This window comes from Yimella sp. RIT 621 (genome assembly GCF_004146205.1).
Lineage (GTDB): Bacteria > Actinomycetota > Actinomycetes > Actinomycetales > Dermatophilaceae > Yimella > Yimella lutea.
Map to the genome: position 1 here is coordinate 1 of NZ_SEIP01000012.1, position 16,695 is coordinate 16,695.

Below are 16,695 nucleotides of genomic sequence, written 5' to 3' on the forward strand. Positions count from 1 at the left end.
TTTAATTTCCCCTCCTTACTTGCATGAACGGATCTGTCCGGGAGGACAGTGTCCCCAGCGCTTGGTGTAACCGTAGATATAGCCGTACTCAATCTGTCGTGCCCGATAGTACGAGTTGGCATTGGCTTTCCAGGTAACCCGGAAACCTCTGCCGCCGGTCGCCGAAGATCACATTTTCAGTTGAAGCTTGGGCCACGTGACACCCTTCGGCGCCGGCGCCGGGCTGCGCTCGTTGATCCGTGAGCTATTGCGAGTAGCCCTACCCACCGATCCGCGCGCGCTGCCGATACTTCTCCTTTTCCTCTTCCGAGAGAGACTCCCACAAAGAAAGGAAATCCTCCCGGCCGCCTCGAACAAGAGACCGATCCCGAAGGAAAGTACAGCGGCAGCGGCTTCGGTTCGGACAGGTTTCGGGCCGCCATTCAAGTTCCTCGCTCACGTGGACCTCCACGTTGGAACTCCCTAGAACGATCGGGTGCCACCATTGTTGCCATAAGAGCACATGACACAACAAGGACCACGCGGAATGCACCGCGGTTGCTCGATGACGGTCAGTCCGTGGCTGAGCGTCCGGCGACGATCCGCCCGAGCACGGCCTCGACGCTCGGCTCCTCGACCAGCCCCGACGGCACGTCCGGGCGCCGGACGACGACCACCCGCACGCCGAGTTCGCCGGCCGCGGTGAGTTTGGCGGCGGTGTAGGCACCGCCGGAGTCCTTGCTGAGCAGCACGCCGATGTTGTTGCGCTGCAAGAGTTCTCGCTCTGAGTCGAGCGTGTAGGGGCCACGGTCGAGCACCACCGTCCATGCCGGCGGCGCGTCGTCGAGCGGCTCGACCACCCGCACCAGCACCGGCATCTCACGCCAAGCGGCGTAGTGCGGCAAGGTCTGCCGACCGGTGCTGAGGAACGGCACGCCGCCGGTGTGCCGCAGGTGGTCCTCGGCTGCCTGCAACGCCTCCTGGTGGTCGTCGACCCACGTCCACGAGTCGGCGTCAGGGTGGTGCGCCCACCCGGGCCGCGCCAACCGCACCGCCGGCACGTCGGCGAGCCGCGACGCCTGCGCCGCATTGGCCGTCATCGCCGTGGCGTAGGGATGGGTCGCATCGACGAGCAACTCGATCTGCTCCGTCTGCAGGTAACGGGCGAGCCCTTCGGCCCCGCCGAACCCGCCCGAACGCACCGGTCCGGCCGGCAGGCGCGGGTGCTGGACGCGTCCGGCGAGCGAGGAGATCAGCGGCACGCCGGCGGCCACCAGGCCGTCGGCGAGCGCTCTCGCCTCGGCCGTCCCGCCAAGAATCAACACGGTCACGCAGACAGTTCTACCGGTCGCTGCACAGTGCCGCACCGGCGCGCCGGCCCCGGCTACTGCTCGGCGCCCGGGAATGCATCCTGGATCCGCTCGAAAGGATGCGCCTGCTCCACCTGCAGTGCGAGCTCGAGCAGCAACCGCTCGGCGCCGTGGGTGGCCGACAGCATCGCGCCCACCGGCAAACCCCGGTCGTCGACCCCCGCCGGCAACGAAATCGCAGGAGCTCCAGACGCATTGGCGAGTGGGGTGAAGCCGACGAGGTCGAGCAGACGATCGAAGTGCACCGACGGGTCGACCTCCGGTCCGAGGAAACCCAACTCGGGAGTGGGCGCCGTGAGCACCGGAGTGAGCACGACGTCCGGGCCGCGCCGGAACTCCCGGCGGCTCGCAGCACTCGAGGCAAGCAGGCGCGCAATGTAGAGCGGCGCCTTCGGCAACGAGGCCTTGCCTCGGCGGGCAAGTTCGACGGTAAGCGGCTCGAGTTTGGACGCGTCGAATCCCTTGCCGAACAACTTCTCCCCCTGGCTCGAACCCATGAACGCCAGGAACTGCCAATAGCGCGAGAAGTCGTCGGCGAAGAACTGCGGCACGTTCACCGCATAGGGCTCGACAGTGTGCCCGAGCGCTTCGAGGGACGCGGCGAAGGTCTCCACCACAGTCCGCACCTGGGGGTCGGTCGCCGGGGCGACCGGCGAGTCGAGCATCAGGCCGATCCGCAGTGGCCGCTCGAGTGGGCGCTCGATGCGGCCAATGGCCGGCAGCGTGCGGTTCTTGTAGGTCTTCTCAGCCTCGGCGTAGAAGCGGGCGACATCGCGCACCGACCGGGCGAGCACCGAGTCGCTGACGATGCGCACCGGCATCTTGCCGGCGTCACCGAGGCGCAGACGTCCACGCGTCGGCTTGAGCCCGACGAGTCCGCAGGCTGCTGCGGGGATGCGCACAGACCCTCCGCCGTCATTCCCGTGGGCGATGGGCACGACGCCGGACGCCACGAGCGCGGCCGACCCACCGGACGACCCGCCTGCGGAAACATCTGTGTCCCAGGGGTTTCGGGTGGTGAACGTGCGCGACTCCGTCGAACAGGTCCACCCGAACTCGGGCATGGTCGTGGTCGCAATCGGGATCAGGCCGGTGGCCAGGTATTGCGCCGCGACAGCGCCGTTCTTCTGGTGCGGGGTGCGCGGGAACGCCGCCGATCCCTCGGTCATCGGAAGGCCGGCCACCGGGATGTTGTCCTTGAACACCGCCGGCACCCCCGCGAACGCGCCGGTTCGGCTCTCCCCGGCCCGTCGACGGGCTCGTGCGAAGTCATCGCGCATCAATGCGTCCAGCGTGGGGTTCAGCTTTTCGGCGCGCGCGATGGCGGCCTCGACCGCCTCGCTCGCCGAGATCGAGCCGGACGCGATCGCTTCGGCGACCCCGGTCGCGTCCAGGTCGCCGAGGGCGTCGTCGGTGAAGGCATGAACTCGCTGTCCCATGCCTCCCTACTATGCAGTAGCCACGGCGTTCCGCGTCGTTAGTCGCCTTCCCGTCAACAGCAAGACCTGGCCCGCCCCCGCCGTGACCGCCCTCACAGCCCAAAAATTTGACCAATGGCCTGGCTCTTCCATAGCGTTCTGTTATTCATTGCATAGTTAAGAGTTATCTATGTTCGAAGGGTTTCGCTGTGCCTGCGTCCGACTCCGCCATCCCGCCTCTGCCGCCGTACCCGGGCCACGACCGCGGCAGATGGCTCGGCCTCATCGCGGGTGCCAGCGCACTCGCCCTCGCCGCCGGGTTCGGCATCGGCCGAGCCACCGCGGGTGACGACGGCAGCGGCCCGAAGCTGACCACCGTCAAGGTCGGCACCACCGAGGCGAACAGTGACATCTGGCCGATCATGCAGCGCCTGGGCAAGGCCGAGGGCCTCAACATCGAGCCGGTCAGCTTCAGCGACTACACGCAGGCGAACCCGGCCCTGTCCCAGGGACAGATCGATCTCAACCTGTTCCAGCACCTGCAGTTCCTGGGCAGCTACAACGTCGAGGCGAAGCAGAACCTCACGCCCATCGGCGCGACCGTCATCACTCCGCTCCCGCTGTACTCCAAGAAGCACCAGAAGCTGAACCAGATCCCGGCCGGCGGCAAGATCGCCATCCCGAACGACGCCACCAACCAGGCACGAGCGCTGCTGGTGCTGCAGGCGGCAAAACTGCTGACCCTCAAGGACGGCGGCAACGCCCTGTCCACACCGGCCGACATCGACAAGGCCGCCTCGAAGGTGACCGTCGTGCCCGTGGACGCCGCACAGACCGTCGCGTCCCTGCCTTCCGTGGACGGCGCGATCATCAACAACAACTTCGCGCTCGATGCCGACCTCGATCCGAACAAGGCGCTGTTCCAGGACGACCCGAAGTCGCGCAACGCCGAGCCGTACATCAACGTGGTCGTCTCCCGTGCCGAGGACAAGGACAACGCGACTTACGCCAAGGTCGTGAAGATCTGGCACAACCCCGAGGTCCTCGCTGCGAAGAAGAAGGAAACCAAGAACACCGCGGTGATCATCGACCGTCCGGCGGCCGACCTGAGCAAGATCCTGCAGCGGCTCGAGAAGGACATCGCGGCGAAATGACCGAGTCCATCATCCGCTTCGAAGGCGTCGGCAAGACCTTCAAGCGTGGCAAGTCGTCCGTGCGCGCTCTCGACGACATCACTCTCGACATCGAGGCCGGTGAGATCTTCGCGTTCATCGGCTTCTCCGGTGCGGGCAAGAGCACCCTGGTGCGCCTGATCAACGGTCTCGAAGCACCGACGGACGGCACCGTCACCGTGCACGGAGATACGTTGAACCGTTTGTCCCCCAAGAAGATCCGCGAAGTTCGCGGCGATATCGGGATGGTCTTCCAGCAGTTCAACCTGCTGCGTTCGCGCACCGTCTACGGCAATGTCGCCTATCCGCTCGAACTCGCGGGGTGGAGCAAGCGCGACATCTACGAGCGCATTACCGAACTGCTGCACTTCGTCGGTCTCACCGAGCGCGCCTGGTCCTATCCCGAGGAACTGTCCGGTGGGCAGAAGCAGCGGGTCGGCATCGCCCGCGCACTCGCCACCAGGCCGTCCATCCTGCTCGCCGACGAGGCGACCAGTGCCCTCGACCCGGACACGACCCGCGACGTCCTCGCGCTGTTGCGCAAGGCCAACGAGGAGCTCGGCACCACCGTCGTCGTCATCACCCACGAGATGGAGGTCGTCCGCTCGCTCGCCGACCGCGTCGCGGTGCTGGACGCCGGACGCATGGTCGAGCACGGCAGCGTCCGAGAGATCTTCTCCGCACCGAAGGCCGACGCCACCCGCCGCATCGTCGGCGCGACGCTGGACACCCAACCGGACGAGCAGGAGATCGACGAACTCGAAGCCTCCTACCGCGGACGTCTGATCACCGTCACCGCGAACCCGGGCGAGAACCTCGGCGCAGTCATCGGACGCGTCGGTGAGCGCGGTGTCGGGCTGGAGTTCGTCCACGGAGGTGTCACCCGGATCAAGGGCGACGACCTCACCACGTTCACGCTCAACCTGACCGGGCAGGAGTCCGACGTCCAGACCGTCGTCGACGAACTCGCCCGCATCGCCACCGTGAGGGAGGTCGCCTGATGGGTAACGACACCGACTGGGGCGTACTGTCGCCGATTCTGCAGGAATCGATCTGGCAGACGCTGCTGATGGTCGCGGTGACCGTGGTCGTCGGCGGCGGACTCGGGTTGGTCCTCGGCGTGCTGCTCTACACGACCCGCGCCGGCGGCATCCTGGCCAACCGCGCCGTCTACACCGTGCTCAACGTGCTGGTGAACATCGTCCGGCCGATCCCGTTCATCATCTTCATCACCGCGGTCGGTCCGCTGACTCTCAACGTGATGGGGACGACGGTCGGGACGCGTGCCGTGCTGTTCCCGCTCGCGCTGGCTGCCACGTTCGGCATCTCGCGCATCGTCGAGCAGAACCTCGTCTCCGTCGACCCCGGCGTGATCGAGGCGGCCGAGGCGATGGGTGCGTCACCGTGGCGGACCATCCGGACGGTGCTGATCCCCGAGGCGCTCGGCCCGCTGGTGCTCGGTTACACCTTCGCCCTCGTCGCGGTGGTCGACATGACCGCGATCGCCGGCGCCATCGGCGGTGGCGGTTTGGGTCAGTTCGCGATCACGTACGGATACCAGCGCTTCGACTGGACCGTCACCTGGGTCGCGGTCGCGATCATCGTGGTGATCGTGCAGGTCGCGCAGTTCAGCGGAAACGCGTTGTCGCGCAAGATCATGCGCCGCTGAATCGCCGCGAGGTCAGGTGCCGGCGGGCATCATGCGGTGGCGGTGGTCTTCGCCAGGGCTTCCGCAGTGAGCTGCAGGCGGCGGACGCCGGTGGCGTACGCGGGCACGTGGCTCAGGCCGTCGCGTTCGACGGCGTCCAGGATCCACGCCGCGACGGACGGCGGCACAGCGGCCAGGAAGCGCTCCTGGTCGAACCGGCCGAGGGTGGTGATCTTCTTCGCCAACCGAGCGTTCGGGACGAAGCGGGGCGAGTCGACGATCACGAGCAGATCCTCGACGCTCGACGCGGCGACCCCGTTGAGGTCGGACTCCAGCGACGGACGCCCGGCAGCACTGTGCGCGTCGACGATGTACAGATGGTCGATCCAGGACGCACCGGCCTCGTTGAGGCAGCCGTCCATCGCCAGCTCGTGCGTGCCGGTGACGCGGATGTCGTCGAGGGCGATCACCCGGGCGCCGGCGACGTCGATGCGGGGGTCGACGTGCATCGACTTCGCGCCGACCGCGAGTTCACGCTCGGCCGCGTCCATCGTGGCGTAGTCGCCGGGCGAGACACCGAGACGGTGCACCCGCAGCGGCTTCAGCTCCACACCGGGTGCCAGACGGCGCATGCGCGCGACGAACGGCGACACCAGGGACCGGGCTGCCGGCGGGACCGCTCCGTACCCGGAGGAGGTGACGAAGATCCGTTCACAGTCGCGCGGCGCGACGATCGAGTGGAAACGGTCGGCGAGCGCCCGGCCGAACGCGATGGACGCGACGCCGTCGCCGTACTTGAACCGGCTGTAGTCGATGGCCGGGACGACGCCGTCCGACGGCAGGACGCAGGCGTCGGCGGCGAGCGTGTGCAGGGCGATTCGGTCAGACATGGACGACCTCCCGTTCGCGGGCGGCTCGCAGCGTGGCCATGCCGTCGGGGTAACCGGCCATGAAGGTCTCGCCGGTGGCAACCGCTCCGTCGTACATCTCCTGCACCAGCGGCGCGGGCACCTGAGCGAGGAAGGACTCGAGCTCGGGCGAGGCGAGTGCGCGTTTGAGGAAGCGGATCGTGAGGTGGAAGCGCCCGGCCTGCGCGGCCGGCACCATCTGCAGGATCGAGGTGATGCTGGCGTGGTTGAGTGCCGACTCGACGTGTGGGGACGCAGCCAGTTCGGGTTCGCAGATCGCGACGTACCCGGTGACCAGGCTCTTCGGATCGGCCGCCTCGAGGGCAGTCAGCACGGTGCGTTCGGCCAGCCCGGTGACGCGGACGTCGTCGATCACGACGCAGTTCGTGCCGTCGATCGGCTCGGCCAACACGAACCCGATGCGAGCCAACTCGGCCTCGCGCTCGGCCTGGGTGGAGGCGGCGTAGTCGGTGTGCGTGACGGAGTCCTTGCGCACCTGCACGATGCGCCCAGCGGGCAAACCGCGGTGTGCCCGCTCGGCGTTCAGCTGGTCGAGCACAGCGTCGGCCAGGAACCAGCAGGACGGGCGGACCGCCAGGTACGCCACCGGCAAGGTGGGCACGGCGTCGTCGGTGATCAGGTGCGGACACTGCTCGATGAGCGCGTCGGCGAGCAGGTCGCCCAGCGCGCGGATCGCGTCCGCGTCACCGTGCTTCATCCGGGAGTAGGTGTCTGTGTCGAACGGTGCGCCGTCACTGGTGCGGACGGCGTCGACCGGGCCGGTCAGGCGCGCGGTGGTGACGCAGGTCGAATTCATCGTGTCCCCTCACGTCGGCCGCGCCCCCGCGCGACTGCTGTCAGTTCACCGCAACGCTTCCAACGCGTCCACGGTGCTCTTGCCGTCAGGCACGACCAGCACGGCTGTCATTCCGGCGTCACGTGCACCCTGCTCGTCGGCGAGCGGATTGTCGCCGACGTGTACAACGCAGGATGACGCAATACGTTCCCCGTTGGTTGCTTCCGCGAGGGTGAGAGTCTTCTCGAAGATTCGCCGGTCCGGCTTGGCCCAACCGACCTCGTTGGAGAAGACCATGCCGAGATTCCCGGTGAATCCGGCCAGCGCCAGCAGGTCACGCATCAGGACGCCCGGCAGCATCCCGGTGTTGCTGGTCAGGATCACCGGTCGCGTTTCGGCCAGCTCGGCGACCAGCGCGGGGATGCGGTCGTCGAGGGCTATCGGGTGGTGCTCGCGGGCCATCTGCGCCTGCTGCTCCATCAGCTCCCGGACGACGTCCTCGCGAATGTCAGCGGGATGGACGACCTGATCCGCGTGTTCTGCGGCCGGTCGGGCCAAATGGGCGAGGGTCAGCTGGACGCGTTCGTCGAACCCGACATCCGTACCGCGGGCCATGCAGATCTCGTCGGCCTCGCGGTCCATCGTCCGCATCGCCTCGTCGAAGAAGTCGGGGTCGACGTCCGCGGCGAGAGCATGACGCAGCATCTCGTTGCGGGCAGGTTTGAAGTCGGGGTCGCTGCGAAGCAGCGTTCCCCAGATGTCCAGGCTGATTGCTTCGGCACGCACCCCCCGAACCTACTAACAAACGTCGAACCCACCAGGCGGGCCTGGTGGGTTCGACGTGAACAGTAGGTTCGCGGGTCAGACGACCTGCAGAGCCAGAGGCTCCAACTCGCGGGCAATGCGTCCGTTGCCGGGGTGGCCGACGGCGGTGAAGGTCCAGCCGCCGCCCTGACGCGATACCTTCGCCATCACCAGCGCGGTGTGCGTGCCCGAACCCGACAGCTGGAAGCGGGCCAACTCGGTGTCGTTCGCGTTCGAGTCGACGACCCGGACGAACGCGTTGTCGACCTCGGAGAAGTTCTCACCCGAGAAGGAGTTCACGACGAACACGATGTGCTCGACCGAGCCCGAGACGGCGGTCAGGTCGACCACGATCGACTCGTCGTCGCCGTCGCCGGCACCGGTGAGGTTGTCACCGGTGTGCTGGATCGAACCGTCCTGACTGCGCAGATTGCCGAAGTAGACGGTGTCGAGCACACGTCCCCCACCGATCAGGAGCGCGGACGCGTCCAGGTCGATGTCCTTCTGCACCTGCTTGCTGCCACCGAACAGACCCTTCTTGGTGACGATCTTGGTGTCCCAGCCCAGGCCCATCCGGACGCGGGACAACTGGCCGCCGTCCTGCTTGGCCAGGTTGACGGTCTGACCCTTGCTCAGGTTGATGCTCATCGTGCTTCTCCTAGCTGTTGGTTGTTGCTGTCTTCTCAGCCAACGCGTGGCCGGAGTCGTCGGTTTCATCGTCCCTCTTGTTGGCGACGACCGAGGAGATCCACGCTCCCGCGATGAACGCGATGCCGACTCCGCCGATGATGAACTCGCTCAGGTGCGCCTGGATGGTCAGGATCAGCATGATCGCGAGCGCACCGATGGCCCAGTGGGCGCCGTGCTCGAGGTAGCGGTACTCCGCGAGTGTGCCTTCGCGCACCAAGTAGATGGTCATCGAACGGACGCAGAGCGCACCGACACCGAGACCCATCATGATGATCAGCGGGTCGGGCGTGATGGCGAAGGCGCCGATGACTCCGTCGAAGCTGAACGTGGCGTCCAGGACCTCCAGGAACATGAACATCGAGAACGCGGCCTTACCCGCGAGCTTGACGACCTCACCACGCGACTCGGCTTCCTCGAACTCGTGGTCCTTCTCCTCCTCGCGGGCCTCCATCATCGACGACAGGCCGTTGACCGAGAGGTACAGGACGATGCCGAGCAGGCCGGCGAACAACACCTGGTTGCGGATCTCGGTGGTCTCGGCGAGGTACTCCGCGGCGAGCAGCAACACGATACCGGCGATGATCACCGACAGCACATCGAGCTTGCCCAGCTTCTGCAGCGGACGCTCGATCCACTTCAGCCACAGGATGTCGCGCTCGTCGAACAGGAAGTCCAGGAACAGCAGCAGCAGGAACATTCCACCGAAGGCGGCGATGCTCGGGTGTGCCTCGTTCAGGATGTAGCCGTAGGTGCCCGGGGTTTCCGGGTTGCCCTTCTCCAGCGCGAGATTGACCGCCTCGATCGGGCCGATGCCACCGGTGAGGGTGACAATGAGGAACGGGAAGACCAGCCGCATACCGAAGACGGCGATCAGGACGCCGATCGTCAGGAAGATCTTCTGCCAGAACTCGTTCAGTCGCACGAGGTACTTGGCGTTGACCGCCGCGTTGTCGAACGAGAACACGATCTCGACGAGGATCAGGATGGCGGTGAGGACGACGGCTGCCCAGCCGTCGTAGAAGAAGGCGACGATCAGGACGATCGCCGCGACGATCAGGTCCGGAGTGAAGTGCCGAAGAGCTTTCATTTCTGCTTTCGTGACGGGGGTTCAGGCACGACGCAGCCGCCTCAGCGTGACTGAGGCGGCTGCGATCAGTGGTGGTTCAAGCGGTGGATCAGCCCACCGAGAGGCCGAAGTCGGTGATGACGCCACCGAGGCCGCTCGAGTAGCCCTGGGCGATGGCGCGGAACTTCCACTCGCCACCGTTGCGGTACAGCTCGCCGAAGATCAGCGCGGTCTCGGTCGAGGCGTCCTCGCCGAGGTCGAAGCGAACGCCCTTCTCGGCGTTCGTGGGGTCGTCGGCGTCGAAGACGCGGATGTAGGCGTCAGCGACCTGACCGAAGTTCTGGCCGCGCTGGTCGGCCTGGTCGATCGAGGCGATAAAGACGACCTTCTCGACGTCTGCGGACACACGGGTCAGGTCGACCTGGATCTGCTCGTCGTCGCCGTCGCCCTCACCGGTGCGGTTGTCACCCTGGTGGGTGACGGCGCCGTTGTCGGCCTGCAGGTTGTTGTAGAAGACGAAGTCGGCGTCGCTGCGGACCTTGCCGTCGGCGCCGCACAGCAGCGCGGACGCGTCGAGGTCGAAGGGGGCACCGTCGGTGGTGCGCGGGTTCCAGCCGAGACCGACGATCGCCGTCGTCATGCCGGGTGCGGCCTTGGCCAGCGAGATGTTGCCGCCCTTGCTGAGGCTGACTGCCATGTTTCTTCCCTTTCTGCTCAGGCGCGGATGCCTGATGGTCGTTCGAACGGTCCTGAAGTCTTCAGAACAGTGGCGTGAACGGATCGCGCCAAGTCATCTGGTCGTATCCGTAGACGCCGGCCACCTGCTGCAACGTTCCGCTGAAGGGGTCGTGTTCCGCTCGGAGCACGATTCTTCCTTCCACGACGTAACCGGTGATCAGCGCCTTGGCCCCGAAGGTGGCCGAACGGTCGAGAACGACCTCCAACCGCGACCCCCCGTAGGTCTGCACCACCAAGGTACCGCCGGGCATCGACCGGTCGGACGTCTGCGGCAGCCCGATGACGAAGAATCTCGCGGCACGTTTGATCCCGCGCAGGTTGATCGTGACGCCCTGGGTGGTCGAGCGGAAGATCGGACTGTGCAGGTCGGGACCCTGCGGACGCATGCCCGGCAGCACGATCGACTCACGTTGGTCGACGGTCTCGAACAGGCAGCCCAGCAGCAACTGGTTCGGCTGCGCGGTCGCAGCGGTGAACTCCAACGCGCCTGCGGACGACTGCATACGGGTGAGGTGGACGACGGGGTCCTCGACCGTGAGGATGCGTCGTTCTCCTTCGTCGAGGGTGGGGAGGCCGAGTTCGTGGTTGACCAAGGGGGCGAACCTTCCGGTGGAAGCCCGCACCGGCGCCGATCCGGACGGACCGGACAGGTCGAGCAGGTTATTGCTCGTCGGGACGGGCGCGTTTCTGCTCGGCGGCTCGACCCTCTGCTCAACCCGCTGCTCGGATCCGCCGAGGTCCAGCGGGTTGGAGCGCGGCGCAGACGGCCGGCTCGGCGGGGTGGGGTCCGATCCGCCGAGGTCGAGCGGGTTCCTTCCGGCGGACGAGGCCTGTGGCTGAGGGGGCGACGGTGCGGGTGCGGGAGTTTCGGGGCGGGACAGGTCGAGCGGATTCGACTGCGCTGCAGGCCGATCGGCGACCGGTGACTGGACTGAAGGGGCATCACGGCCCGGGCGCGCCGCGCGTCCGGTCAGGAAGTCGGCGACCGGTGAGGCGCTCGAACCGTTCGATGCCGGTCGCGGCGCCGCCTGCGGTTGCTCGCGGCGACGGGCCCGAAGGAAACCGAAGTCGCTCACAGGTTGACCCCGAAGTCGCGCGCGACTCCCTTGAGCCCGTCGGAGTAGCCGGCGCCGAGCACCCGCAGTTTCCAGTCGCCCGAGTGGCGGTAGAGCTCGACGAGCGACAGCGCGGTCTCGCCGCGCAGGCCGGGGACCAAATCGTTCGTGGTCACCACGGATGCTCCGCCGTCGAGGTTGAGCACTCGGACGACCAGGCGCCGCAACTGTCCGAGCGTCCGGCGTCCGCCGCCGCCCTCGTTGACGTAGAGAACGAAGACGATGCGCTGCACCTCGTCCGGCACGCCGCTGAGATCGACCTCGACCTGCTCGTCGTCGTCACCCATCGTGTCGGCGACGTGTCCAGTGGACAGATCGGCCGAGACCATCTGGTTGAAGTGGACGACGTGCTCCTGGCTGAGTGCCTTGCGGTCGCTGCCGCAGAGCACGGTGAGCAGGGTGAGGCTGTCGTGCAGGAAACGCTCGGCTCCGGCGTCCCAGTCGACGCCGACGACCAGGCCCTTCAGGCCGGGCACTTCACGGGTGAGGGCGACATTGGCCCCCTTCGCCATCGGACTCACGCTCGCCACCCTAATCGGGAGACGCTGACGATTGGTCGTCGGTGGCCTGCGCGGGTGGTTGGGAAAGCGACGGACGCGCCACCTACCGGTGACGCGTCCGTCGTGGTGAGTCGCTCAGCGACGGCCGTCGTCGCTTCCCCGCTTGAGGTTGTGCCGGATGGCATCGATCTCGCTGCGGATCTCGTCGCGGATCGATTTCTCGAACCGGCGACGGCGACCGTGCACGAGTTCGGCGTGCTTGCCGACAAGCTCCTTGCCGGTCGAGATCGCCATCAGGATCAGCACGATGCTGAACGGCAACGCGACCAGGATCGCCATCGTCTGCAGTGCGGCGAGGCCCTCGCCTCCCGCTCCACCGGTGAGGATCAGGGCTGCGGCGATGCCGCCCTCGAGCGAGGCCCACATCACCCGGCTCCACACCGGCGGGTTCGGGTTGCCGCCCGAGGCGATCATGTCGACCACGAACGAACCGGAGTCGGAGCTGGTCACGAAGAAGACCACCACGAGGACGATCGCGATGACGCTGAGCAGCGTCGAAGCGGGCAGTCCGTCGAGCAACTGGAACATGGCCAGGTCGGTCGAGACCTTGCCGTCCTTGATCAGACCCTTATCGCCGAAGATCTCGCGGTGCAGACCGGAGCCGCCGAAGATCGCGAACCACAGGCACCCGAGCAGGGTCGGGACGAGCAGGACGCCGGCTACGAACTCGCGCACCGTGCGTCCGCGCGAGATGCGGGCGATGAACACGCCCACGAACGGTGACCAGCTGATCCACCAACCCCAGTAGAACGTCGTCCAACCGGACAGCCAGTCCTTGCCGGCGTCGCCCTCGAAGGCGAGCGTGCGGAAGCTGAGTGAGAGGAAGTTCTGCAGGTAGGAGCCCAGCTGCTGCACGAAGTCAGCCATCAGGAACATCGAGGGTCCGAGCACCAGGACGATGAGCATCAGCAGTCCCGCGACGCCCATGTTGAGGTTCGACAGGAATTTGATGCCCTTGTCGACGCCGGTGACCACCGAGATCGTCGCGACGGCGGTGATGCCGATGATGAGCGCGACCAGCAGCCAGGTGCTGACCGTGCCGGAGTCGTCGGTCTCAGCGACGCCGAGGTGTCCCAGGCCGGCGCCGACCTGCGAGACGCCGAACCCGAGCGAGGTGGCGACGCCGAACAGGGTGCCGACGACGGCGAGGACGTCGATGACGTCACCCAGCCAGCCCTTCACCCGGTCACCGAGCAGCGGTTCGAGCGCCCAACGGATGGAGATGCTGCGTCCCTTGCGGTGCACCGCGTAGGCGACGGACAGACCGACCACCACGTAGATGGCCCAGGCGTGCAGGCCCCAGTGCAGGAAGGTGGTGTCCATCGCGGCGCGCGCCCTGGCGGGCTCGGAGGTGCCGGTGCCGGGCGGCGGTGACGAGAAGTGGTTGAGCGGTTCGGCGACGCCCCAGAAGACCAGGCCGATGCCCATGCCGGCGGCGAACAGCATTGCGAACCATGACGGCAGCGAGAACTCCGGATCGTCCTCGGGCTTACCCAGGACGATGTTGCCCATCGGCGAGAACACCAGCCAGAGTGCCCAGAACACGAACCCGGTCACGGTGATGACGTAGAACCAACCGAGATCGCGGACGACCGTGTCGTTCGCCTTGGTCAGCACGTCGTTCATCTGGCTCGGCATGATGAGCGCGGCAGCTACGAACAACAGCAGAATGATCGCGGCCGGCCAGAAGACCCGTGGCGCCTCCACCAAGCGCTTCTTGCCGTCCCCCGGCGGACTGTCGGTGGTGGTCGATGGCGGTGTCGATGAACTCATGAATCGGTCTCCTCGTCGGCGGTAGCACAAAGTGCCCCCGTCGTCCGTCGATGCAGTTGTCGTGCCTGAAGCATCTATTCAAGACAGACATGGGTGCCCGCTCGCAAGTCCACGTGACTCGTTTGCGCAACGAACAAGCGCCGGGGCGACACCATGGGTGCATGGAACTCGAGGAGACGTTGGCCCAGCTACGAGCCGCACTGAACGAGGCGATGCACGACCGCGATCAGCCCGCCGTGATGGCGTTACGGGCCGCCATCTCCGCTCTGCAGAACGCCGCAGCGGTGCCCGCGGACGACCGCGGTGGGTCGATCGAGGAATCACCGAGCAGGGTCGGCGCCACCGACGTCCCACGGCACGAGCTCACTCCGCACGAAGTGCAGTTCATCATCGAGACCGAGGTCGATCTGCGCGAAGCAGAGGCCGCATCGTGCGAGCGCCTCGGACAGCATGAGCGGGCCGAACGACTGCGGGCCGAGGCGGACGCCCTCGCGCCCTGGACCACCTGACCCCCGAAAGTCCGCGGGATGCGCGAGATGACCCGCGCGTCCTGCGGACTTTCGGGTCAGAGGTCGAGGTCGGACTGACCGAACTTGGACTCCAGGAAGCGCCCGTGCACCTGCAACGCCTGCACATCGCGCATCCGACTCGCCTCGGCCAACTCACCCACGGAGCGGCGCAGCGCGGTGAGTTGCTCGACCAACTGATCGTCGGCGGCGGCCATCTCCGGCGAACCCGGGGCCGCCGCGCGTGACGCGCCGACGTACGTCCGGATGGTGCTGGGCAGGTAGTCGGTCAGCACGCCGAAGATCGCGACCCGCACCGAGATGTCGAGCATGTTCGCTTCGGGCGAGGTGAGCACGGTACGGACGGTGTCGGTGACCGAGCGCGCGAGCACGACGCCGAGCCCGGGCAAGTGCGCAGCGCTCTGGTTGATCTCGAGCACCAGCGATTGGTTGTGCCGCAGCAATGAGGGGACGTCGTCCCCTTCCGGCCTGGGCGGCGGCGCGGCCGCGGTGGTGTCGACCGCCCGGCCACCTCGTTGAGACTGCGCCCGCGCGCGGTCCGACATCACCGAACCGCGCGCGGCCTGACCGCCTTGAGCCTGACCGTTCTGGCCGGGCTCGAACAGTCGTGACAGGAGCCCCACTTACTGATTTCCGCCCTGGTGCGGGTACGGCGGCTGCTCGCCCTGCCGCGGACCCTGCTGCTGGATGTTGTTCGGGATTCCGGGGCGCTGCTGCGGCGGCTGGAACTGCGCCGAGGTCGTCGCGTCCACACCCTGGTTGCGCAACGAACGCTCCAGGTACGGCTTGGCGCGCTGCACCTGACCCTCGAGGGCCTGGACGGTGGTCGCCATGTTCTGCGTGGCCTGCGAGCGGAAGGTGTCGATCGCGTCCATCGTCTGGAAGACGTTGTCGAACGCGCGCTGCAGCTTGTCGATCTCGATCGTGCTGGACGCCGCCTGCTCGTGGATCTCGACGCCCTGCGTCTTCAGCTGTTCGCTGGTCTTCTCGATCAGGCTGGACGTGGTGGAGTTCAGCGCGGTGATCTGGTCGAGGACGATCTTCTGCTGGCTGAGCGCCTGGCTGACGATGACCGCCGTGCGCAGCGCCGCGACCGTGGTGGTCTGGGCGCGGTCGACGCCGCGGATGAGCTCGACGTTGTTCTTGCGGACGAGGTCGAGCGCCAGGTAGCCCTGAACCGCCACGGCCATCTGGGTCATGATGTCCTGCCGGCGCTGGCGCACCGCGAACAACACGTCCGACTTCATGATCTGCGCGTCCTCGGTGCGGCCCTCGGCCTCGAGTCCGGCGATCTTGCTCTCGACGGCCTTGTCGAGCGCCGTTGCGAGCTGGTTGTACTCGCCCAGCTTCTGCATCGCGTTCCACATGTTCGTGCGCTCGACGTCGATGGACGCGTTGTCCTTGCGCAGTTCGTCCTGGCCGCTGGCGAGGCTGCGGATGATGGAGTCCAGGTGGCTCTGCGCCGACTGGTACTTCATGAAGTAGTTCTCGATCTTGTTGCCGCCCGGCATCCACTTCAGGATCTTCTTGGCGCCCTTGAGGTCCGCACGGTTCGGGTCGAGATCGGTGATCGTGCGACGCAGGTCGACCAGCGTTCCCGACACCTTGCCCTGCGCGGAGTCCTTGCCGCCCTGGGCGGCCGGGCGCTGCAGCATCCGGTTGGAGACCTCGGAGCTCTTGCGGATCTCGCTGTCACCCATGAGAACGATGGAGTTGACCTTCTCGGTGAAGGCCGGCGACTTCATGTCCATGCTGGTGAGGTCTTCGACGTAGGCCTGCGCCTTCTTGTCCAGTTCGGACTGCGCCTCGGCATTCACCGGGACGGCCTGCACCGCCTGGCTCTCCTCGACGACGGCGACCGCAGCGGGCGCTTCGAGGACGAGTCCCTCACCGCCGGGTGCGCTCGTCGCGGTCTGGGTGGGCTTGGTCGGCTGGCCGCCGAGGTCAAGGTCGGACATGGATTGCCTCTCTCGTCACGCTTGCGTGCGGGGCTTCCCCCATTTGGTTCCCCACTCTAGGCGGAACGCTCTGCCCATTGGCCCGCGTTCCCGACCGAACACCTCTACCCCCGTAGTCAAAGTTTCCGATCGTCACAGCGACCACTTGTCGAGGCTCGAGAACTGGTCGCGGT

17 protein-coding genes are annotated in these 16,695 nt (G+C 66.8%); 4 read left to right on the forward strand and 13 right to left on the reverse strand.

Translation table 11 applies throughout. From position 1 onward, the window contains the following. Positions 1-551 precede the first annotated feature (551 nt). Complete coding sequence (locus EU513_RS12000) at positions 552-1,310, reverse strand: cobalt-precorrin-6A reductase (protein ID WP_129626264.1); 759 nt, start codon at positions 1,308-1,310, stop codon at positions 552-554. Positions 1,311-1,363: 53 nt separating this feature from the next. Beyond that, entirely contained in the window at positions 1,364-2,788 is a 1,425-nt protein-coding gene (locus tag EU513_RS12005; RefSeq protein WP_129626266.1) for an amidase, read from the reverse strand. Between the two features lie 188 nt (positions 2,789-2,976). Between EU513_RS12005 and EU513_RS12010 the strand changes: the two genes are divergently transcribed. The 3 genes from EU513_RS12010 to EU513_RS12020 are packed head-to-tail and all read left to right on the forward strand — an operon-like array spanning position 2,977 to position 5,608. Next, complete coding sequence (locus EU513_RS12010; protein ID WP_239702693.1) at positions 2,977-3,921, forward strand: MetQ/NlpA family ABC transporter substrate-binding protein; 945 nt, start codon at positions 2,977-2,979, stop codon at positions 3,919-3,921. After that, a complete protein-coding gene (locus EU513_RS12015) occupies positions 3,918-4,940 on the forward strand; it encodes a methionine ABC transporter ATP-binding protein (protein WP_129626270.1) in 1,023 nt (340 codons plus the stop codon). Before EU513_RS12010 ends, EU513_RS12015 begins: the two co-directional genes overlap by 4 nt. Further along, a complete protein-coding gene (locus tag EU513_RS12020; protein WP_129626272.1) occupies positions 4,940-5,608 on the forward strand; it encodes a methionine ABC transporter permease in 669 nt (222 codons plus the stop codon). The genes EU513_RS12015 and EU513_RS12020 overlap by 1 nt, the downstream gene beginning before the upstream one ends. A 29-nt stretch (positions 5,609-5,637) precedes the next feature. On the opposite strand, the gene EU513_RS12025 is transcribed toward EU513_RS12020, so the two are convergent. The 9 genes from EU513_RS12025 to EU513_RS12065 form a co-directional block, all read right to left on the reverse strand. Continuing rightward, a complete protein-coding gene (locus EU513_RS12025; protein ID WP_129626274.1) occupies positions 5,638-6,477 on the reverse strand; it encodes a phosphoribosyltransferase family protein in 840 nt (279 codons plus the stop codon). Continuing rightward, positions 6,470-7,312, reverse strand: a complete 843-nt coding sequence (locus tag EU513_RS12030; RefSeq protein ID WP_129626276.1) for a phosphoribosyltransferase family protein — start codon at positions 7,310-7,312, stop codon at positions 6,470-6,472. Before EU513_RS12030 ends, EU513_RS12025 begins: the two co-directional genes overlap by 8 nt. A gap of 45 nt (positions 7,313-7,357) precedes the next feature. Further along, positions 7,358-8,077 carry an HAD family hydrolase gene (locus EU513_RS12035; protein ID WP_129626278.1) on the reverse strand — a complete coding sequence of 240 codons (720 nt, stop codon included), beginning with the start codon at positions 8,075-8,077 and terminating at the stop codon, positions 7,358-7,360. Between the two features lie 75 nt (positions 8,078-8,152). Continuing rightward, the gene (locus EU513_RS12040) at positions 8,153-8,743 is read right to left on the reverse strand and encodes a TerD family protein (protein WP_129626280.1); all 591 of its coding nucleotides are present in this window, start codon (positions 8,741-8,743) and stop codon (positions 8,153-8,155) included. A gap of 10 nt (positions 8,744-8,753) precedes the next feature. Then, on the reverse strand, positions 8,754-9,872 hold the full coding sequence (locus EU513_RS12045) for a DUF475 domain-containing protein (protein WP_129626282.1): 1,119 nt from the start codon (positions 9,870-9,872) through the stop codon (positions 8,754-8,756). Between the two features lie 88 nt (positions 9,873-9,960). Next, the gene (locus EU513_RS12050) at positions 9,961-10,548 is read right to left on the reverse strand and encodes a TerD family protein (RefSeq protein WP_129626284.1); all 588 of its coding nucleotides are present in this window, start codon (positions 10,546-10,548) and stop codon (positions 9,961-9,963) included. A 61-nt stretch (positions 10,549-10,609) separates the two neighbouring features. Continuing rightward, positions 10,610-11,182, reverse strand: coding sequence for a hypothetical protein (locus tag EU513_RS12055; RefSeq protein WP_129626285.1), 573 nt, complete (start codon positions 11,180-11,182; stop codon positions 10,610-10,612). Positions 11,183-11,661: 479 nt separating this feature from the next. Beyond that, positions 11,662-12,216, reverse strand: a complete 555-nt coding sequence (locus EU513_RS12060; protein ID WP_205744774.1) for a TerD family protein — start codon at positions 12,214-12,216, stop codon at positions 11,662-11,664. Positions 12,217-12,339: 123 nt separating this feature from the next. Then, positions 12,340-14,037 (reverse strand): BCCT family transporter, encoded by a 1,698-nt coding sequence (locus EU513_RS12065; protein ID WP_129626289.1) that lies wholly within the window; start codon positions 14,035-14,037, stop codon positions 12,340-12,342. A gap of 161 nt (positions 14,038-14,198) precedes the next feature. Here EU513_RS12065 and EU513_RS12070 point away from each other — a divergent pair, with 161 nt between their 5' ends. Next, the gene (locus EU513_RS12070; protein WP_129626291.1) at positions 14,199-14,546 is read left to right on the forward strand and encodes a hypothetical protein; all 348 of its coding nucleotides are present in this window, start codon (positions 14,199-14,201) and stop codon (positions 14,544-14,546) included. A gap of 56 nt (positions 14,547-14,602) precedes the next feature. Here the strand turns inward: EU513_RS12070 and EU513_RS12075 are convergent, their stop codons facing one another. Both EU513_RS12075 and EU513_RS12080 read right to left on the reverse strand, forming a co-directional pair. Next, a complete protein-coding gene (locus tag EU513_RS12075; protein ID WP_129626293.1) occupies positions 14,603-15,187 on the reverse strand; it encodes a hypothetical protein in 585 nt (194 codons plus the stop codon). Then, positions 15,188-16,522 carry a toxic anion resistance protein gene (locus EU513_RS12080; RefSeq protein WP_129626295.1) on the reverse strand — a complete coding sequence of 445 codons (1,335 nt, stop codon included), beginning with the start codon at positions 16,520-16,522 and terminating at the stop codon, positions 15,188-15,190. It lies immediately after the preceding gene. Between the last annotated feature and the right edge of the window lie 173 nt (positions 16,523-16,695).